At 60.6% G+C, this 19,883-nt stretch carries 19 protein-coding genes and 2 pseudogenes; 12 read left to right on the forward strand and 9 right to left on the reverse strand.

Annotated elements, in window-relative coordinates; translation table 11 throughout:
• Positions 1-99 precede the first annotated feature (99 nt).
• Complete coding sequence (locus tag N2A41_RS12020) at positions 100-993, forward strand: LysR family transcriptional regulator ArgP (protein WP_260111028.1); 894 nt, start codon at positions 100-102, stop codon at positions 991-993.
• 92 nt (positions 994-1,085) lie between these two features.
• On the opposite strand, the gene greA is transcribed toward N2A41_RS12020, so the two are convergent.
• Entirely contained in the window at positions 1,086-1,568 is a 483-nt protein-coding gene (gene greA, locus N2A41_RS12025; RefSeq protein ID WP_260111029.1) for a transcription elongation factor GreA, read from the reverse strand.
• A 284-nt stretch (positions 1,569-1,852) separates the two neighbouring features.
• Between greA and N2A41_RS12030 the strand changes: the two genes are divergently transcribed.
• Entirely contained in the window at positions 1,853-2,572 is a 720-nt protein-coding gene (locus N2A41_RS12030; protein WP_222387322.1) for an MgtC/SapB family protein, read from the forward strand.
• A gap of 37 nt (positions 2,573-2,609) precedes the next feature.
• Here the strand turns inward: N2A41_RS12030 and N2A41_RS12035 are convergent, their stop codons facing one another.
• From N2A41_RS12035 to N2A41_RS12055, 5 genes and pseudogenes are all read right to left on the reverse strand, one after another.
• Positions 2,610-2,795, reverse strand: a complete 186-nt coding sequence (locus N2A41_RS12035) for a DUF3008 family protein (protein WP_003560205.1) — start codon at positions 2,793-2,795, stop codon at positions 2,610-2,612.
• 39 nt (positions 2,796-2,834) lie between these two features.
• A pseudogene (locus N2A41_RS12040) lies at positions 2,835-3,043 on the reverse strand (DUF2945 domain-containing protein).
• Positions 3,044-3,094: 51 nt separating this feature from the next.
• Positions 3,095-3,328 carry a DUF2171 domain-containing protein gene (locus tag N2A41_RS12045; RefSeq protein WP_017964693.1) on the reverse strand — a complete coding sequence of 78 codons (234 nt, stop codon included), beginning with the start codon at positions 3,326-3,328 and terminating at the stop codon, positions 3,095-3,097.
• Between the two features lie 81 nt (positions 3,329-3,409).
• Positions 3,410-4,366, reverse strand: coding sequence for a DUF2950 domain-containing protein (locus N2A41_RS12050; protein ID WP_260111030.1), 957 nt, complete (start codon positions 4,364-4,366; stop codon positions 3,410-3,412).
• Between the two features lie 20 nt (positions 4,367-4,386).
• Positions 4,387-5,799 carry a DUF3300 domain-containing protein gene (locus N2A41_RS12055; protein ID WP_222294689.1) on the reverse strand — a complete coding sequence of 471 codons (1,413 nt, stop codon included), beginning with the start codon at positions 5,797-5,799 and terminating at the stop codon, positions 4,387-4,389.
• 760 nt (positions 5,800-6,559) lie between these two features.
• On the opposite strand from N2A41_RS12055, the gene N2A41_RS12060 reads away from it, so the two are divergent.
• The 5 genes from N2A41_RS12060 (at position 6,560) to N2A41_RS12080 (ending at position 11,031) form a co-directional block, all read left to right on the forward strand.
• Positions 6,560-7,024 (forward strand): hypothetical protein, encoded by a 465-nt coding sequence (locus N2A41_RS12060; RefSeq protein ID WP_222294691.1) that lies wholly within the window; start codon positions 6,560-6,562, stop codon positions 7,022-7,024.
• Between the two features lie 199 nt (positions 7,025-7,223).
• On the forward strand, positions 7,224-8,942 hold the full coding sequence (locus N2A41_RS12065) for a SulP family inorganic anion transporter (RefSeq protein ID WP_222294693.1): 1,719 nt from the start codon (positions 7,224-7,226) through the stop codon (positions 8,940-8,942).
• 6 nt (positions 8,943-8,948) lie between these two features.
• Positions 8,949-9,794: a polyphosphate kinase 2 gene (gene ppk2, locus N2A41_RS12070; protein ID WP_222387318.1), complete on the forward strand. Its 846-nt coding sequence runs from the start codon at positions 8,949-8,951 to the stop codon at positions 9,792-9,794.
• Between the two features lie 103 nt (positions 9,795-9,897).
• Positions 9,898-10,230, forward strand: a complete 333-nt coding sequence (locus N2A41_RS12075) for a hypothetical protein (protein ID WP_222387317.1) — start codon at positions 9,898-9,900, stop codon at positions 10,228-10,230.
• A 273-nt stretch (positions 10,231-10,503) separates the two neighbouring features.
• Complete coding sequence (locus N2A41_RS12080) at positions 10,504-11,031, forward strand: CYTH domain-containing protein (protein ID WP_222387316.1); 528 nt, start codon at positions 10,504-10,506, stop codon at positions 11,029-11,031.
• Positions 11,032-11,387: 356 nt separating this feature from the next.
• Here the strand turns inward: N2A41_RS12080 and N2A41_RS12085 are convergent, their stop codons facing one another.
• The 3 genes from N2A41_RS12085 to N2A41_RS12095 all read right to left on the reverse strand — a co-directional run bounded on the left by N2A41_RS12085 (position 11,388) and on the right by N2A41_RS12095 (position 13,941).
• The gene (locus N2A41_RS12085; RefSeq protein WP_222387315.1) at positions 11,388-12,416 is read right to left on the reverse strand and encodes a DUF2955 domain-containing protein; all 1,029 of its coding nucleotides are present in this window, start codon (positions 12,414-12,416) and stop codon (positions 11,388-11,390) included.
• Positions 12,406-13,515: an HlyD family secretion protein gene (locus tag N2A41_RS12090; protein WP_222294700.1), complete on the reverse strand. Its 1,110-nt coding sequence runs from the start codon at positions 13,513-13,515 to the stop codon at positions 12,406-12,408. Before N2A41_RS12090 ends, N2A41_RS12085 begins: the two co-directional genes overlap by 11 nt.
• A 165-nt stretch (positions 13,516-13,680) precedes the next feature.
• A complete protein-coding gene (locus tag N2A41_RS12095; RefSeq protein WP_260111031.1) occupies positions 13,681-13,941 on the reverse strand; it encodes a hypothetical protein in 261 nt (86 codons plus the stop codon).
• Positions 13,942-14,088: 147 nt separating this feature from the next.
• Between N2A41_RS12095 and N2A41_RS12100 the strand changes: the two genes are divergently transcribed.
• The 5 genes and pseudogenes from N2A41_RS12100 (at position 14,089) to N2A41_RS12120 (ending at position 19,650) form a co-directional block, all read left to right on the forward strand.
• Positions 14,089-15,909: an adenylate cyclase gene (locus N2A41_RS12100; RefSeq protein ID WP_260111032.1), complete on the forward strand. Its 1,821-nt coding sequence runs from the start codon at positions 14,089-14,091 to the stop codon at positions 15,907-15,909.
• 156 nt (positions 15,910-16,065) lie between these two features.
• Positions 16,066-16,237, forward strand: a pseudogene (locus N2A41_RS33390) (alpha/beta hydrolase); the annotation flags it as partial.
• A 50-nt stretch (positions 16,238-16,287) separates the two neighbouring features.
• Entirely contained in the window at positions 16,288-18,444 is a 2,157-nt protein-coding gene (locus N2A41_RS12110) for a mechanosensitive ion channel family protein (protein ID WP_260111033.1), read from the forward strand.
• A gap of 51 nt (positions 18,445-18,495) precedes the next feature.
• Entirely contained in the window at positions 18,496-18,894 is a 399-nt protein-coding gene (locus N2A41_RS12115) for a hypothetical protein (RefSeq protein WP_170280875.1), read from the forward strand.
• A 108-nt stretch (positions 18,895-19,002) separates the two neighbouring features.
• Positions 19,003-19,650 carry a MarC family protein gene (locus N2A41_RS12120; protein WP_222294705.1) on the forward strand — a complete coding sequence of 216 codons (648 nt, stop codon included), beginning with the start codon at positions 19,003-19,005 and terminating at the stop codon, positions 19,648-19,650.
• Positions 19,651-19,883: the final 233 nt, after the last annotated feature.

Genomic DNA, 19,883 nt, shown 5'->3' on the forward strand with positions numbered 1-19,883 from the left:
GCTTCGGCCAACGCCCCTCATTTCGGTGAGGTTGCGCTATCGCTATTGGGAGAATTAGGCTAATTAATCCACCTTACTCCAATTAAGTAAAACTAATCCATGATCGACTATCCCGCTCTTCACGCAGTTGCAACCATTGTCCAGACAGGCAGCTTCGAAAGAGCCGCGACCGTGCTGAACGTGACGCCTTCGGCCATTTCCCAGCGCGTGAAGCAGCTCGAAGAGCGTCTCGGCGTCGTCCTCATCGTTAGGGGCGCGCCGTGCACGGCGACGGAAAAGGGAGAATGGCTCTGCCGCCATATGGAGAATGTAGGTATGCTCGAAGCCGAACTCTTCGGGCAGCTGCCGGCACTCGTCGATCCCGACGAGCCCCGCCAAAGGGTCACGCTTCAAATCGCGACGAATGCCGACAGCCTCGGGACATGGTTCGTCGAGGCCATGGCGAATTTCACCAGGAGCTCTTCCTATTTGCTGAACGTCGCCGTCGACGATCAGGACCACACCGCCGAATGGCTGCAGCGCGGGCGGGTGATCGCTGCCGTCACCAGCCTGGAAAAGCCGGTCCGCGGATGTCGGCGTTTTGCACTCGGCGTTCTCAGATACCATGCGACGGCAACCCCCGACTTCGTCGCCCGTCACTTTCCGCATGGCGTGACATCAGAGGCAATCCGCAGCGCCCCGGCGCTAACCTTCAATCAGAAGGACAGGTTGCAAAGCAGTTGGATCAGGCGGATGTTCGGACACGATCTCGACCACCCCACCCACTGGCTGCCGTCGCCGCAAAGTTTCGTCGAAGCCAGCCTCTCGGGCATGGGCTGGGGAATGAACCCCACCCAGCTGACCCGCGAGCATCTGTTATCGGGACGGCTGGTGGAGCTGGTTCCCGATACGCCGTTGGACGTCCCACTCTATTGGCAGATAAACCGCTTTGCCGCCGATCGCTTGGCGGAGCTGACGCGGGAGGTCATCAAGGTCGCGAAACGCAATCTCTGACGCTTCACTCATCTCGGCGACCGAGTGCGCTTTTGTCAGACGTAAGCGGTGCGGCTGCCGAACTCGCTGGTCTCTACGCGAATAGCGCTCTCCTATGTTATGGTGATGATCTCCAGTTCCTGGCCGCCTGTCTGCACCATATCCCCAACAGCCTTGCCCATCAGGAGCCGCGCCACCGGGGAGACATAGGAAATGGTCCCGGCCTTCGGATCGGCCTCGTCCTCCCCGACGATGCGATAGGTCTGCACGCGCCCGTCGTCACGGTGGAAAGTCACCGTGCTGCCGAAGGCAACCCTGTCGGTTGACGTCGGGTCAGGCATAAGCTGGGCGGTGCGAAGTCTTGCGGCTAAGTAGCGAAGATCACGCAAGGGATTGGCCGTCTGCCGCCGCCGTTCGTTCACGTCTTCGATGGGGGTCGCAGTATCATAGGCCTCGCGAGCCTGCTGGAACTGCAATTCCAGAGCCTTCAATCCCGCTTCCGTGACGAGGTTCGGATGCGGCGAGATCGGACGATCGGGCAGCAGGGTTTCCGAAGCGGTTTCGAAACTCTCTTCCTTGGTGAAAGCGACGGCCAATCTCGGACTCCGTTTTAGGGCGATGCGGTCTCGTAGCTGATGGGCGATTGCCCAGATCTCTGTTGGAACCATACACCGACTGCAGACGAACCGCCAATCGGGCCCATCGACGGCCGCTTTTCCTGTCACGCCCCCAACTTGGGAGCGTTAGGAACGTCCTGCGCCGCATGGCGTTTATACCACGGTGCGCCGTGGCGCATCGGATACACTCTGATAACCACGGCCGAGGAGGAGCAAATGCCCGGCGAGCAGCGAGAGGGCCAGGACAAAGTCTGGACCAAAACATGCCTTCGCTCCTGACGGATGCCATGCCGCTGACGCCAGGCTGGTGGGATATCGGCGCGCGGATCATGCTGACATTGATTGCCGGCGGCCTCATCGGCCTTGATCGCGAGCGCGGCGGTCATGCGGCAGGTTTCAGAACCACGATCTTGGTGGCGCTTGCCGCCTGCCTGGCGATGATCCAGGCAAACCTTCTTCTGTCGACATACGGAAAGACGCCTGGCTCGTTCACGCAGATGGACGTGCTGCGCTTTCCGCTCGGCGTCCTGACGGGCGTCGGCTTCATCGGCGGCGGAGCGATCCTCAAACGCGGCGACATGCTGACCGGGGTCACGACGGCGGCGACCTTGTGGTTCATGACGGTGGTCGGCCTCTGCTTCGGCGGGGGCCAGATCCTGACCGGCATCGCGGCGACGGCGGTTGGCTTTATCGTCCTGTCGCCCTTGAAGCGTCTGGACGCCTGGCTGCGCTGCGAACAGAAGGCAACGCTTGTCGTCCGCGCCTCAAACGGCAATGTCCCCGAGCTATCGGAAGTTCTGAACCCGCTCAGATGCCATGCAGGCTTCCTGTCACTCCACCGAACCGCCGAGAGCGGCGCCGAGGTGACGTTCGAGCTGCGATGGCTCGCCAGGGACCCCGACGCGTCGGCACGCGCGATCCTGAACGCGCTTTCGAACACGCATGAGGTCGCGGATTTCTCCATGAAGTCGATGACGATATAAGCTTCGCGGTGACACGCCGGCGGCGGTTCCACATCTCTCATTTCGAAACGTGCTGAGGTTTTCCTTTCCTCTTGGTTGAGGCAAATTCCTCGAGCTGTTTCTCGCTCATGGATTCGACCATCTGTTTCGAGGCGCCTTTGAGTTCGCTCTTGGGTGTCTCGCCACGCTTGGCCGAAAGTGCGGCGCCTGCCGCCTTCTGCTGGGCCTTGGACTTGGCTGGCATATCGATCTCCTTTTTGCTCGAACAGAACGGCCGCCGGCGTCAAAGTTTCTTGAGCTCGTCAGGTTTGTGGGCGGCACGCTTTTCCGACGTGTCGCTCTCGACGATATATTGCGGCTCGGTCTTCGATGCCTTCACGCTGTGGCCTTTGATGTTCGTCGGACTGCTCTGCTTTTTGACCGCCCTGCCCTCTGTTTTCCCAGGCTGGTATTCCAGCTGACCTCATCGCCCATCTTCAATTGCTTCGACATGACGGCCGCTTGCAAGGAGGCTGCGGCTTATAAGCCGCAGCCGACCGATTGTCAGTTGATAGTGGCCCACTGGCTTCGGACATCCCTGGCGTTCTTCGACAGGTGGACGTGGGCGTCCACGTGGTCGACCCAATCGAGCGGGATCAAGTGGTGCTTACCATCCCCCGAGTCGGTCTTCGTCAGCTTGATGCGCGTGGGGCCGTCGAGATGATCGACTGTGCCGACATGGGTGCCGTCGGCAGCCCGAACTTCCATATGTTCACGGATCTGATCTGCGGAAATCATCGTTTCCTCCTTTGCATCATTGTCGGATACGAAGCGGCAACGACGTGGAGCGGACTTGGTTCCAAACACGAGCGACCGTGTTCAATCATCAGTCAACTCCCAGTTATCATCCGGGTTGAAGGTCCTGATGCCGGCAGCTATTTTTTCGGTCTGCCGGCCGAGATCGGCTTGGTAGACCGTGCCGTTAGCATTCACTTGGAACGTGTGCACGCCGGTTTCGCCATATCGGATCGGCCAGGCGATCAGTGCGAATCCTGCGATCATGTTGCCGTTGATCACGTAATCGAACTTTCCGCCCGCGATGTTCGGCCCCTGGCTTTCGATAATCCTGTAGCGATAGCCGTAATAGCCCTCGCCGGCCTTCGCTTTATCAAGCGCCGCATTGTCTTCGAGGGCGTTGCCAGCCGGGCTGTCACCCTCGCCCAGATCAGGCGACCAGTAGAGACCGTCAGTTTTGCCGTCGCTGCTGATCAGTTTCTGGGCATATTCCAGGACGCCGTCATCGTCGTGGTCGGCGGAAGAATATTCCTTTTGGGCGTCGACATAGGCCCGCATCGTGTCGATGGTCTGCAATTCGTTCTCGCCGACGCGACGATCGATGATCTCCTCGAACCCGGCATACGTGTCGAAACCCCATTTGCCATCGTCGCCCTTCGCGATCGGAAATGGCAGAGGCCACAGTTTGTCGCCGATCTCGATGATCTTGCGGCCATCGACGTCCTTCACGACGATCTTCTTGCTTGTGCCGTCCCGGATCTGTGCGTAGGTGTCCATCACGCCTTCGTCTGCCTTCGCTTTCGCCGCATCAATTCCCAGCAGCGCCGTAAACTTGTCGAAATCATCAGCCGACAAGGCCGCCTTGAAGGCCTCGACGGCTTGTTCCGGCGTCTCGAATACCGGAGGATCGCTCTGCGAAGCGAAGCCCGAGATGACGGTCGCATCGGATGGCTCTGCCGCAGATGTCGAAACCGGATTGGTGGCGAGAGCCGCAAGAGCGAACACAGAACCCAGAAGCATGTTTCTGACTGACTTGGTCATCACTTTCCTCCTTCTTTCGGTCACCGACGACCGCCGCCGCGGCCACCACCTCCACCACCGCGGCCACCACCACCGCCACCGCGGCCGCCGCCACCGCCGTGCATTACTCTACCGCCGCCGCGATTGCTCCCGGCCATGGCCTGTCTGCCGCGGTTGGACTGCATCTGCGCGCGCCTGCCGCTGTCGACCTGACCGAGGGCTGATGGCTTTCTGGGCCGGTTGTCGACGCGGGACGCTGGCTTCGCCTTTGCGACTGGACGTTTGGCGTTGGCCCCGGACCTTGCCTTTTCGCCAGCTCTGTTCGTCGGCCTCGCGTCGGGCCTGCGGTTCTGCGCGGCCTGCGCTGCCTTCCCGCCTCCAGGAGCCGCTCCCGTATTGCCTGGCTTGTTGCGGGCAGCACTGATCCTGTCCGCATCGATCTTGCTCTTGCGGACATCGTTGACGCTGATTTTGCCTGGCTGGTCGCGGATCGTGTTCGCACGGTCGTTGCCTCTGGCTCCGACCCTGTTGCCGGGATTCGCCTCGATACTGCTCCGGAAGGAACTGCGGTCCATCTTGTTGAATTGAGCGCCGTCGAACCCGATCTTGCTGCGATCGACATTCTTCCAGTCGACGTCGTTGATATTCACTTTGCCATTGATGTTGTTGAGGCAATTGTTGCAGTCGATGTCGACGTTGCCGTTCCAGCGCCCGCCCCATACGCCCCAGCGGTTCCAGTCGACGGCGGCGGCCCATACCGCTCCGGTCACCACGCCCGCAAAAAAGGTGGCGGTCGGATAGTAGTAGTTCGGATACGGCTCGGAATAGTAGCCGATAGGCTCAGCCGCATAGTTCGGTTCATACAGCATCTCCGGCGCATACTGCGGAACGTAGATCTTGTCGGGACTGGCGGAGACGATCACGACGTTGTCGTTCTCCTGGCTGACCTTGATCTTGTCGTCAGTCTTGATGATGCCGTCGGCGACCGCTTTGTCGCGCAGTTGCTGTATGGCGATCAGAACGTCCTTCTGCTGGACGGAGAGCGCCTCTCCGAGCGACTGCGTCCAGTCCAGATCGTCGCTCATCATCGTGACGATCTGGGGATAGTTCAGCAGCGATACGATGCTGCCGTCCCACGTCGTCTTCGGCTTGAGCTCGGGCTGCTTCTTCAAGGTTTCGAGAAACCGGGCTGCTTCCACGACCTGCAGCGGATAGAGCGACGCCGATGTGACGAGCGCGACCAGTTCGTCCGGATAAAGTGCAATCCGCGCCACCAGGATCTCGAGTTCGTCCTCACTCAGCGGCGCCGGTGCATCGTCTTCCGCCGCCGCGGCGGGACTGGAAGCGGTCGGCTCCTGCGCGGCGGCGATCGGCGTCGGATGTGGCGAAAACGGGAAACCTGCAAAGGGCAGGAACAGGCCCGTGGCGAGTAACAATGCGTGAGGTCTAGCCATCTCAAATCCTCCTTGCGGTCAGACATGGTGTGCAGGCTGTCGACTATTGTATCTTCGCTCGTGCCGCATACTCCTCCGAGTGGAGGAGGATTGATAGCTAAACATCGGCCAAGCCGTCTTTTGCTCCAAATTTATAGCAAAGACAGCCCCAGGCGTAGTCGCGGGACTGATCTAGGACGTATGTTACAGTAACACACTTGCAAAAGCGGAGTTCAGCGCGCAAACTAAAATCGACTGCGGGTCGCTTGATCACGAAGTCAATGGCACGCCGAAGAAACACATCCGCGCCAACAGCATCGCCCTAGGCGCCATTCGCACGCCGACCAAGACCAGCGCGTGGCGAACCTCGGAAACTGTGCCGACTTGATGAAGCTCAATTCCGTACACGCATCGGTGCGACGGAGGAGATCGGCCGAACGGCGATGCGGCTTGCGCCTGATTTCACCGACTACATCGTCGCAGCGACGATCTATATCGACGGCGGAATAACGCTGCACCCCGGTTTCGAAACCGGTGCCTAACGTTCCATCTCAGCGCGGTGCCCTGCCGCCCCGTTTGGCACGTCAATGAGAGATGGAGCCGACACACTCCTGCTTCATGCATTTCGCTCATGCCGCATACTCGTCCCAGTGGGAGGGTGTTGACGGCTAAAATATCGGCAGGCTGTAGGTAACCAGAACCTACAGTATCATACGGTCTAGTTTGACTTATCGATGCTGTAATATTTGGTCTTGGCCTTGGATCACTGGGAGGGAACGTCATGGCTGAAAGTGAAAAGTCAAATCCTCAGATGCTTAGCGCGGAAGAATTGCGACAGAAAGCTCTGGAACTGCAGCTGATAGAAATGCAGCGTGATGACAAAGTCAAAGAGCGTGAAGCAAAAAAACACGCGGAGTTCGTCGATGACTTCTTCCGCAAACACGTCGGCGACAAGGAACGTGACATTATCAGGCGCGTCGTCATGAAGGCAGCCGCCGACGGCAAATCCGAAGCCATGGTCTATAGCTTTCCGTCGAGCTTCTGCACGGATAGCGGCCGCGCGATCAATAGTGCCCGGCCAGAGTGGCCGACGACGCTTCAAGGAAAAGCCAAGGAAATTTATGATCTTTTCGTCGAAGTCGCCCGGCCGCACGGCTACAAGCTGAAAGCGATGGTCATCAGTTTTCCGGGCGGCATGCCGGGCGACATCGGCTTCTTCCTGAATTGGGAGGCCCCCGTCGGCTAGGCTGCTGCGCAACTATGCGTTTTGTCAGCCATGGTTTCGGCCGGCGCATCAGAGCCCGAGTCAACCCTTCAGCTGATGCTGCTTGGCAAGACCATCTTCGTCAAAGCCCAATCTGCGCCCAGTCTGGAGCGATCGGAGGCTGCCCCACTGGTAGCCTGAGTTCGCCTCAGCAGATGAATGAATTTCCGGGGGGAGTGGCATGCTTCAAAGTTTTCATATGCCGATATTCAGGGGCCTGGAGGGATTTCGCGCGGACTGGCTGCGAAGCGATATTCCTGCGGGGCTGTCGATTGCAGCTGTCGGCCTGCCGAGTGCGATCGCTTATCCAGCCATCGCCGGCCTCCCCCCGGAAACCGGGATATATGCGAGTATCGTCGCGCCCGTTGCCTACGCTCTGTTCGGGCCGTCGCGCCTATTGGTGGTCGGACCGGACGCCGGGACCATGGCGGTTCTTGCGGCGGTCATAGGAACTGTCATCGCCGCGCAACCTGCCGGCACATCAGCCGATCCGGTTGCGATCGCGTCTGCCCTGGCGCTCGGCGTCGGAGCCTTCTATTTTGCAGCACGGCTGCTGCGGCTGGGCGTCCTCGCAAGCTTTCTTTCCCGCCCGATTCTGGTCGGCTTCTTTGCCGGCGTATCCATCTCCATCCTTGTCGGGCAGATCGGCCGCTTTACCGGGGTGCGTATCGAGTCCGACGGTCTCCTGCCGCCGATTGCCGAGATCATTCGCAAGAGTGCCTTGATCCATTGGCCGACATTACTGTTCGGCCTTGCCATGTTCGCACTGTTGTGGATCGTGAAAGCCACGCGGCTGCCTGTACCGGGACCCGTCGTCGTCGTCGTCGTTTCCGTGATTCTCTCCGCCATCTTCAACTTCGAAGCCGCAGGCATCCGCGTCGTTGGCGATCTCCCCACCGGCTTGCCGTCATTCTCCCTCCATGCATTCTCTCAAATGCCCATGGACAGGATCGTCCTTGGGTCGGCAGCCGTCTTTCTGATCAGTTTTGGCTCGAGTATCGTCGCCGCACGAAGCTTCGGGGCGCGCTCCGGCGAGGAGGTCGACGCCAACCAGGAACTGATCGGGCTGGGCGCGGCGAACATCGCCCCCGGCCTGTTTGGTTCATTTCCCATCGCCGTGTCCGACTCGCGTACAGCGATCAATCTTGCAGTCGGCGGCAGATCGCAGGCAGCCGGTCTCGTTTCCGCCGTGACCCTGATGGCGACGCTGCTGTTCTTGAATGGCGCTCTGCGCATCCTGCCGATCCCTGCCCTGGCGGCGATCCTGGCGGCAGCCGCAATCAGCCTGATCGACGTCAGCGAGTTGAGAAAGATATGGCACATCAGCCGCGCGGAGTTCGTCTTCGCCCTGATCGCCATGTTCGGAGCCATCAGCTTCGGAGTCCTGAACGGCGTCATCGTCGCGATCGCCGCAACCCTGATCTATCTCCTGCGCAAGACGATGTTTCCGAAAGACACGCTTCTCGGCCGCATTGCCGGACGCGACGGCTTCTACGACATGCAGCGCTTTCCGGAGGCCCGGAGCATTTCAGGCATCGCCATATGTCTCGTCCAGGGCAATCTGCTGTTTTACAACGCCGATTATGTCCGGATCCGGTTGCGCACCGTCGCTGACGGCCTACCGGCCGAAACACGCTGGTTCATCCTCGACGCCAGTGCCATTGCGCATATCGACAGCACCGGGGCCGCAGCACTCGATGCCGTGCAGGCAAACCTCTCCGGGCGGGGCATCGTCTTCGGCGTCGCTCACCTGAACGCCGAGGTCACGGAGTTGCTGGGCCGCGCCGGCGTCGTCGACGGCATCGGAGCCGGAAAGTTCTTTGGCGACACGGAGGACGCGCTGCGCGCCGCGCGCCTTGGGGAAGGAAGCGACCGGCCTTTGGCCGGAGGTCATCAGTAAAGGGTCATGGAGGAAGTGATGAACAATCGGCAGGACGACGACACAGAAGTAGACGAAAAGAAAGGCAAGAAGTCCTGGAATTACGACAAGGAAATCGCAAAGCTTCAGGTCGAGCTCGCGCATCTACAGTCCTGGGTGAAAAAATCGGGCGCTCGCATCGTGATCATCTTCGAGGGCCGGGATGCTGCGGGCAAAGGCGGGATGATCAAGCGAATTACCGAGCGCGTCAGTCCACGGGTCTTTCGCGTGGTCGCGCTGCCGGCCCCGACCGATCGCGAAAAGACGCAAATGTACATGCAGCGCTACTTCGCACATATGCCCGCTGCGGGCGAAATCGTCATATTCGATCGCAGTTGGTACAATCGCCCCGGCGTCGACCGGGTGATGGGATTCTGCTCCGAGAAAAAGGCCCGGCGCTTTCTTGAGTTGGCTCCCGGTTTTGAAGCCTCGATCGTCGAAAGCGGCATCACCCTGCTGAAATATTTCCTGACGGTCGGCGAGAAGGAACAGGATCGGCGCTTCAGGCGGCGGATCGAGGATCCGCTGCGGCAGTGGAAGCTCAGCCCAATGGATGTCGAGTCGTACCAACGGTGGTGGGACTACACGGTTGCTTACGACGAGATGATCCGGGCGACGGACCGCCAGCACGCCCCATGGTGGATCGTTCCGTCAGACGACAAGAAGCGCGCGCGCATCAACTGCATCTCGCACATCCTGAAGTCCATTCCGTACGAAACAATGAAGTTCAACGCACCGGACCTTGGGAAACGTCAAAAGCGGCCCGCTGACTACGTCGAAGACAAAAGCATCCGGCATATCGTGCCGGATGTGGTCGCCGAGCAGATGCAATAATCGAAGCCGCGCGGGAACGACACGGCAATTTCAGGAGGAAGGTCCGCCCGGAACAGCATCGGCTGTCCGGCGCGGTGATGTCATCAATCAACAGGAGTGTGTGATGATCCATCCATCGATCCGTGTGCTGTCTATCCCCATTGCCTTGATTCTTCCCTTGGCGGGCATATCCGTTTCGGGAGCGCAGGCGGCCGGGCCGTTCGATCAATTTCCGATCGCCGTAGCCTGCGAATATAAAGGCCTGTACCAGATCTTCTATCTCACGAGATTGGAGGCGGATGGCGTGGCCACCTATGTCAATCCGAGCAAGCTTGCCGGAACGATATCTGTAGGCGGGACCGCCAAAGCCTTGGGCGAACCGATCGGTGGAAGTTGTCTCGGTAAAACACTGGAGCAGCTCAGGGCGTCGGGACAGATCCTCGATCTGAAGCGCTAGATGCGGGTGATTTTAGGCGGGCTCGGCCTAAAGTCTGAGTCCCCATCTAAATCAAAGAAATAGAGCATGATGTCGCCCGAAAACCGCTTCACACTTTTCGACATCATGCTCTAGCAACCTTCGTCCCGTATGTTTGTCCGGCATATGGCGATCAACGGCACGATCCAGCGGGAGGTAGGCTGCATCCCTGCCTACTCGATATTAAAGTTCGGACAGCGGAGCCTGGTGGGAAGTCCAGGTTCGTCGTCGTTCGGAACGACAAAGGAGGGCAAGATGACCGCAGAGATTGAGCGAAAATATCTGGTCGTAAACGATAGCTGGCGGGACCACGCTTCCAAAGGCGCAGCATTCTGCCAGGGCTACCTGCTGGCGAGGAAAAACCGCTTCGTGCGGGTCAGGATCATCGATAAGGCACACGCCGTCTTGACCGTTAAACTCCGGACCGGGCGCCTGCGGCGCGAGGAGTTCGAATATGAGATTCCCTATGCCGACGCCCTCGAAATGATCGCCTTTGCAACGAGCGTGGTGGATAAGACCCGCTATGAGGTGAACCATCGTGGCTGCCTTTGGGAGGTAGACGTCTACAGTGGCGTCCACGACGGATTGGTTGTCGCAGAAATCGAGCTTGCCGACGAAAGCGATCAACCTCCCTGCCCGCCGTGGCTCGGCCCGGAAGTGACCGGAAATGCCGCATTTTCCAATCGTACGCTCGCAATGCTCGTGCAACGCAACGACTACCGCAGCCGGAATGTACCAAGGCTGCGACCTGATGGGCAGCCTTCTCAAAGGAGGGAACAATGAGTGTCTTGGTAACGGGCAGCAGTTCCTCCGTGCCCGGTTGCAAGCAATAAACCTCACGCTAACGCATCGGCAGTCAGCGCTGCAGGTCGTAGCACTGCGCCCTGCGGCTCCCGGTCTGGCAGGTCGGCGAGAAATGGAGGCGATAGCGCCTTTCTTTCATGCATTCGCTGAAGCCATTGGGGTCGGGCGGATCCTTCCACAGATGGGCGAGTTCGCAGTGCTTGCGGACATTGGTGAAGTCTTCTGTTCTCTCGGTGGCGTCAACCGAAACCGCTGAAGCGGCTAGCGCCAAGAATATCGCGGAACTCAAGGCAGCCGACGTCTTCAAGATAAGGTGCCTTCAGAGACCGCCTGAGTCATGCCGATATCCTCTTTGTTTCCCCCGTCCGCGGCCACAGGATGACGGCAAACAGCAGCGCGTAGATCAAGGCTGCTGCGACATAGACGATGCGGGTGGCGAAGGATTCTGCGGCGCTGCCGGGCAGAGGCGAGACCCCGAGGCCGAAGAGAATCAGGAAGGTCGTCAGAGCGCCGGCAAATATCGGTGCGTCCTTCGAGCGGGCCGCCGCGCGCCCTCCTATGAGGAGGACGACGATGAGAACGATGAGGAAGATCGAGAAAAGATTGGGGCGCAGCGATAGCGCCGCATACGCAACGGAGGCGAGCACGCCACCGAAGAGGTTGACGAGCACGAGCCCGATCGCCGCCCGCGCGCTCGCTGCAACGTCGAGCTGCCCGAGCAGCGACGCTACGGATATCGGAATGACCGCCGCAGCGGTCAGATTGTCGCTCGTCAGGCAGATCACGACGGAGCCCAGCAGGATGACCGTGTTGGCCAGTGCCCGACCCAAGGCCGGCGGCCGCTCTTCGATCGGCGCCGCCTCGATCTGTTGGGAGAACGGCTCGGGAAAGACCGCATGGGCAAACCACATCAGAGCCGTGCCCGACAACACCCCGGTGACCAGGATGGACAGGATGGAGTTGGCGAGTTCCTTGTTGAGGATGCCGAGCAGAGGCACGATAATCGCGACGACGAGCACGAGAAAGACGGCCGGCCCTCCCTTTCCCGTCGACTGCCCGGCAAAACACACAAAATAGGTCAACCCCAAGACCAGAAGGAAGGGTGCGGGACGCTCGCCGAGGACGTCGGTCAGAACCATCATCGCGATCCCGGCGACCAGCATGACCATCGCCGCGCCAACCGTCTTCACAAGCGGCATGGGCCGCGAACTACCGAGCAGAAACTGGGCGGCAAAGAGCGGGCCGAGGAAGGGCACGATAGCCCCGGCATAGACTGCCAGCGTGAAGCCGATGGAGACTGCGAACGCGACCCGCAGCCCCTTGCGTTTCTGTTCCTCGATCGCAGGGCTCCTGTCAGCTGACATAGGTCAATACCGACATGATGCGGATCCAGAGTGATCCCCAGGCATTGGTGACCGGGTTGTCGCCGGTGTAGATGACGACCGTCACCTGCGAGCCATAGCGCACGCCGCCGCCCTTGGGCCTCTGCGCCTCGTCGATGGTGAGGCGCACTGGAAACCGCTGTGCCTCCTGGACCCAGCCGGTATCGCTTCTGATCGTCGGCAATCCCGTGTTCGGGTCCGTGCTGCCTTGCGATACGCCAAAGCCCACGCTCTCGACGGTTGCTGGAAACAGTCGACCGGGAAGCGCGTCGAAAAGGATCTCCGCTCTGTTGCCGACGGCGACCTTCTCCAGGCTGTTCTCCTTGAATGCCGCGCTGATCCAGATGGTGCCGGCGTCGATGAAGGTCATCGCAGGCTGGCCGGTTGAGACCACCTTGCCGATGGTCAGCTGAAGATTGGTGACGACGCCGGCCGAAGGCGCGCGGACGATCGTTCGCACCAGATCGAGCCGGGCCTTCTCCAATCCGGCAAGAGCTGCACGCAGTTCCGGATTATCGTTTCCCGCTGGGCCGAGCTGCTCTTTCGCCTTGGCAAGGTCGGCCTGCGCCCCTGAGACGGAAGCTTCCGCCTGCTCATAGGCGGACTTTGCGGTATCGAACCGGGCTCTGGAGAAGACGCCGCGCTTCACGAGTTCGGTGGCCCGCGCATACTGGTCGCGCAGATTGTCTCTGTCCGCCTGCATCTGGACGAGCTTGGCCTGTGCGGCATCGACTGATGCAGTCGATGCCCCGATCGACTGGCCGACGCTTGCAAGCGCAGCTTCCGCCTCGTCGACGGCGAGCTGATAGCGCTCTGAATCGATACGAAAGAGAACCTGGTCGGCCTCGACCCGCGAATTGTCGGCGACGCCCACTTCCACGACCCGGCCGGTGACTTCGGGCGCGATGCCGACGATATAGGCTTGAACCTGGGCCTGCGATGTCGACGGCGTACGCCGCTCCATGAAGATGGAGAGAACGAACAGGGCGAGCGCCAGCAGGAGGACGATGAGTGCTATCCTGCGGAGTGGATTCCGAGGCGTTGCGGGAATGGCAGGCTCGTCCAAGTTTTCGGAAACCACGGCTATATCCTTCGGATGCATCTCGTTTCGTGGAAGCGCAAAGTTCCAGGGCGCAAAATTCAGCGCCGGACATCTGTCGCGATGGTGGTTACCGGGAGAGGGAACGCAAGTAGGTAACCGTAACATACGCCTCTCGATGGCCTGCCGCCGGCCTCGTCGCGTGCGTCAGCGAGCCGGTGGCGGTACCGAAGCGTCGTTGAGTGCGCCCTCTATCTCCTTGGAAAGCTCTGCGATCAGCTCGCGGTATTCGGCGACACGCTCGTCGCGCTTCTGATCGGTTGAGAGGTTCCACTTCTCCAGCGCGGACTGGGCGTCGGCAAAGTCCCTGCAGATTTCCCGAAAGTCCTCACTGCGGGCAGAGAGATCGTCGATCGCGTTGATCCTGGCTGGAAACTGCCGACGGACTGCGGTCACGCCTTCGTCCATGGTTTCACTCCTTAACGGCATCCCGAACGCTGCCACTGCAACGTGTGCCAGATCCCGATCTTCATGGACGACGATCGCTTCGAGGAGTATGTTACCGTAACATACGGTCTGGCAGTGATATGACTCCATGGGGGATTGGGGACAGACATGCAGACGTCGATACCAACAGAGGGGTCTGGGGCGCCCATTTCTTCAAGGCCGGCGCCTCACGCCGACGATATCCGGGAACAACTGGAACGTGTCGTCTCCAGCCCTGAATTTCCAGGCGTCGGTCGCGCCGCCACGTTTCTCCGCTATGTTGTCTCGGAAAGCCTCGAGGGCCGGGGTAACCGGATCAAAGCCTATTCGATCGCGATCGAGGTGTTCGGCCGGGATCCCGGCTTCACCCAGGACGATCCGGTGGTCAGGATCGAGGCCGGACGGCTGCGGCGGTCGCTTGAGCGCTATTATCTCGTCGCCGGGCAGCATGACCCCGTCAGGATCGACATTCCCAAAGGCGGATATGTTCCAACCTTCGCCTGGTCCTGTCCGGCATCAGTCGACATTGGAGACGAAGACGCTGGCGAAACATCGCCTTCTGAGGTCCGCCCCGGACGCTGGTGGCGCGCACGGCGGGTCTTGTGGCCGGGTGCTGCTGCGCTCGCTGCAGTGGCTATTTCGCTCTATTGGATCGGGGCGCGATTTACCGCTCCGTCGCTCGAACGCGCCGCAAACCTATTGCCCGATCGTCCGGCCCTCGTAGTTGCCCCGTTTGCCAATCTTGGCGAAGGGCCAGAGGCGCAGCTCTACACTGCCGGCCTGACCGAGGAACTGATGACCATCCTGCCACGGTTCAAGGAGATCAAGGTCTTCGGTCGCGAGACGTCCAAGTCACTTTCCGCGGATGTGGGCACATCGAAGATCCGGGCCGAATTCGGCGCGCGCTATCTCCTTGCCGGCGGTGTCCGCACGTCGGGAAAGCGCCTTCGTGTGACGGCCAGATTGCTTGATACGTCGGACGGCGAGATCCTCTGGTCGGAGAATTATGACAATGATCTCGCATCGGGGGACCTGTTTGCGATCCAGACGGATGTCGCCAGAAAGGTTGCGACTGCCATCGCCCAACCCTACGGCGTCATGGCACAGGTCGACGCCGCCAGTCCACCGCCTGATGATCTCGGTGCGTATGAGTGCACTCTGCGCTTCTATGCCTATCGCTCGGAGCTCAGCGCCGAAGCGCATGCGCGCGTCCGGGATTGCCTCGAGGCTGCACTGGCGCGCTTTCCGAAATATGCGACCGCCTGGGCGATGCTGTCGATCGTCTATCTCGATGAGGACCGATACAAGTTCAATCCAAGATCAGGCCAGGATACAGCCATACAGCGTGCACTCGACGCCGCCAGCCACGCAACGCAGATCGATCCGAACAATACGCGCGGACTTCAAGCGCAGATGACGGCGCTGTTCTTCGACCGGCAGCTTGCTGAATCACTTCGCGTTGGCGAGCAGGCGCTCGCCACCAACCCCAACGACACCGAACTGATGGGCGAGTTCGGAACCCGGCTTGCAATCGCTGGCCAGTGGCAGCGCGGAGCAGACCTTCTGGACCAGGCCATTGCTCTGAACCCAGGAGGTGGCGGCTTCTACCATGGAACGCGAGCCTTGGCCGCCTACATGCTCCGCGACAACCACACCGCCGTGCTGGAGATCCGACAGGCGAACATGCAAAAGTTCCCTCTCTTCCATGTTGTCGCGGCCATCATCTATGCGGAGGCGGGCATGATGGAGGACGCCCGACGAGAAGGACAGGTGTTCGTCAGCATGCGACCTGACTTCCTGCCGAACGTTGTAACGGAACTCGCAATGCGCAACATGCAGCCTGAAGATCGCGACCGTCTGATCGAAGGACTTCGCAAGGCGGGAATGACCGTGTCCGATCCGAATGCAATGGCGTCGACCGCCGACACCTCGGACCTGCAACCCCGCTGATGCTGCCTCCCCGACCGTAACATACCCGATCATACGGGTAAGGCATCTCATCTTCGCATAGTCTCGCCTCAGTGCCGACTTCGACAGCCGCAGCGCGCGGCGTCGAGGCCTGCTCAAACTTGACGTGGCGACGAGGAACAGCAGTGAGCACAAGATGTCGCGATGGCCGATCTCACCAAGGTCAAGGTGGGCGACAGGCTGAACCACGGAAAATTCGCGGAACCGCCTGAGGTCGTGCAGCTCATCGGGGCGCGGTCCTGTGGGTACGCCGCCGAAGGCGTCCGAGCGCACTGCCGGAGGCCGATCAAAGGAGACATGCAGGCAATAGCGTTTCAGCAACCGGCAGACGCAACAGCTTCATCGAGATCAGGATAGACGATGCCATTACTTTCCAAGATCCGCATGGTTAGACTACTTCTCACGGGGCTCACCCTGGCATCCATTCTCCTTTGTGCCTCCATTGCCGTGGCGCAGAGCACGACGCCGGCCGGCCCGCAGCCTGAAAGTGTCCAGCGCTTTATCGGCATGCTCTCGGATCCGGATGTCCAGCGCTTCCTGCAGCAGCAGTCGGAAGCAGCCAGGGCCGTGACGGAACCGCCCGTCGCAACGCCGAACGCCGACCCTTCATTCTCGGAATTCGCGATGCGGTTCCGTGTCCACGCCTCCGGCCTTCTCGGGGCTATCAAGTTCTTTCCTTCGGAGACGATGCATGGTGCGGCCATACTCGACCAGGACGTCCAGGCGAACGGCGGGACGCGGCCGATCTTTCTGGTCGCGGCCTTCGTTGCCGTCGGGCTGGCCGCGCAATGGCTGTTCTGGTGGATCAGCGCCGGCTGGCGCTCCTGGATGACACGCGCGCCCTTCGCCACAGTTCACCAGAGGGTGATCGCACTGGCCGCGAGGCTTCTTTGGGCGGCATGTTTCGTTCTGTCGTTCGGGCTCGGCAGCATCGGATTCTTCCTCTTGTTCCAATGGCCGCCGATTGTCCGGGAAATCGTCGTCGGTTACCTCTTCGCGATCGTCGTCTTCCGTCTGGCGAGCGCGCTTTTCGACGTACTTCTGGCGCCGCGAGCCGAGGAAGAAGGTCGGTTTCGTGTCGTGCCGATCACGAGGGATGCCGCCGACCATTGGACAAAACGCCTCGGTTACCTCATCGGCTGGTATGCCTTTGGCTGGGTGACGATCCGACTGCTCGGCACGCTCGGTTTTTCCGTCCCGGCCCGACAACTCGTCGCCTATGCCCTCGGCCTCGTGCTCCTCGTCATCGGTATCGAAGCCGTCTGGAGACGTCCGGTTCAATTGGCTGCCGGTCAAGCCGGCCGGATCGGCCTGCGGGCGCGGAACTGGCTCTGGACGGTCTACTTCGTTGCCGTCTGGCTGCTGTGGGTGGTCGGAGCCATGAAGCTGTTCTGGATCGCGGTGGTCTGTGCAGCGCTGCCCGGCGCTATCGCCCTCACCAAGGCGTCGGTCGACAATATCCTGCGGTCTTCCGCGGCCGAAGAGGACGGCCACAAAAGAGGCACCGTCGTGTCGGTGATCGTGGAGCGCGGCATAAGGGCGGCGCTGATCGTCGGAGCGATCGTTCTGCTCGCAGACGCCCTGGGCATCAGGCTGACGCAGATGACAATGCAGGATTCGCCGGCCCTGCGCCTCGTGCGTGGACTCCTGAGCGCCGGGATTATTCTCCTGGTCCTCGACCTCGCCTGGAACGTCGTGAAAGTGCTGATCGATCGCAAGCTAGGCGACACCGAAGCCGTCCTTGAAGTCGGCAGCGAACGGGAGCGGCGGCGCACCCGTCTCAGAACCCTGCTGCCGATCCTTCGCAATTTCCTCATGATCCTCTTCGTCGCCATTGCGATCATGATGGCGCTCTCATCGCTCGGGGTCGAAATCGGACCACTGATCGCAGGTGCCGGCGTGGTCGGCGTCGCGATCGGCTTCGGCGCGCAGACGGTGGTCAAGGACGTCATCAGCGGGATGTTCTACCTGCTCGACGACGCCTTCAGGGTCGGAGAATATATCCAGAGCGGCAGCTACAAGGGCACCGTCGAGTCGTTCAGCTTGCGATCCATCAAGCTCAGGCACCACCGCGGTGCGGTCTACATCGTCCCCTTCAGCGAGCTCGGCGCTGTGCAGAACATGAGCCGCGACTGGGTGATCGAGAAGATGACGATCACCATCACCTACGATTCCGACATCGAGAAGGCCCGCAAGATCATCAAGAAGATCGGCCTGGAGCTCTTCGAGGATCCGGAGTTCAAGCCGACGACGATCGAGCCGCTGAAGATGCAGGGGATCGACAGCCTGGGGGACTCCGGCCTGCTCCTGCGCATGAAAGTCATGACCCTTCCCGGCCAACAGTTCACGCTGAAGCGTCGAGCTCTGCGGATGATCCACGAGGCGTTCAACGAAAACGGCATCAAGCTCGCCGTGCCCACAGTTCAGGTCTCGGGCGGCAAGGACGACGCTGTCGCAGCCGCTGCCCAGCAGACGCTAGCAGCACACAACGCAGCCGCAGCCGCAAACCCGGCCTGAGGGCGGAATCTTCGAGGAAGTGAACACACGAGAGCAATGGGAGTAAATGAAATGAAGATCCTCGTTATCCCTACGCACATGCTTGCGACACTTGCCGTCATCATGACGGTCTGCGCACCCGTCCTCGCTCCCACGACGGCCGAAGCCCGTCGCGGCGTAGCGGCATGCGGCCCGAGAGGCTGCGGTGCTGCGGCCTGCGGACCGCGCGGATGCGCTGCAGTCGGAAGCACCCGTCCTGCCGTTCGGCCGCCCGTCCGGCGCGGCGTCGTGGTCGTCGCCCCTCGCCGCTACTGGCGCCCGGGTACGGCAATCGCCGCAGGTGCTGCCATCGGCTTCGTCGCCGGAGCTGCCGCCGTTTCACTGGCAGGCACGCCGCCGCAGTCCGGTCAATGCTGGTACTACACCTCGCCCGCCAAGACGACGGGCTTCTGGGACGTGTGCCCGCGCTGAGCGATCCGGCGGAAAACTGCCAGCTCGTTTGGTTCTCTTAGTCGCCTGCCCTCCCCTGAGTGGGGAGGACCTCAATTTCCAGGTCACAAATTTTAGAGGGTACGTTCCATGGATTTCACAGTCATCGATGCCGCGCTCGTCGGAAAACTTCTCCTGCTGCTTCTGGTCGGCCTGGGGCCGAAGATTGCCCTGGTGCCGTTTCTGGAGAAGACCCATGCCTTCGATACCGAAACCAAGGCGCGCATCGGCCGCCAGATGGTTTTGGTCGCAACGGTCACAGCCTTGATCCTTTTTGCCACCGGCGCTTTGCTGATGCGGCTTCTCCATATCACGGGCGGTGCCGTCGCCGTCGCCGGCGGTATCATCCTCGCGCTTATCGCGATCAAGATGGCATCAGGACCAACAGAGAAGCCGCATGAGGAAACGGGGCTTCCCGTCGATCCCGAAAAGATCGCCGTCTTTCCGCTTGCGGTCCCTTACCTGCTCAATCCTGTCGGCATCACCGTCGTCATCATCGCCTCCGGCGAAGTCGTCTCGATTGCCAGCGCGATACTCGTCATCGGCCTGATCCTGATCGTCGCTGCGTTGGACTATTTGGTATTTACCAACATCGACGCGCTCGCCAAGCGCATGAAGCCTGCCAGTCTGATCGTCTCGGAGGTCGTCTTCGGCATTCTGCTGACCGCAGTCGCAGTCCAATTGGTCGTCAGCGGGCTTGGCGGTCTTGGCATCATCACCCCAACCGCTGCGCATTAGATGCGGATGATTTGCGGCCGGCGGTCTAAAAAACTGAACCGGGATTTAAATCAAAAAGTGGAGCCGAAAGCCGCTCGGTTTTCGGCACCATGCTCAGCTGCGCATTTGCTGTCCCCCTGCGTGGAAAGCCCGAGGATTAAGGTCGGGAACAGACGACAATGGTGTCGCCACCGACCACCGGGCGCACCGCGATCATTCAATATCTCTGATGTTATCCATAAGTTCTATTCGTT

This window comes from Rhizobium sp. SRDI969 (assembly GCF_025152725.1).
GTDB lineage: Bacteria > Pseudomonadota > Alphaproteobacteria > Rhizobiales > Rhizobiaceae > Rhizobium > Rhizobium leguminosarum_I.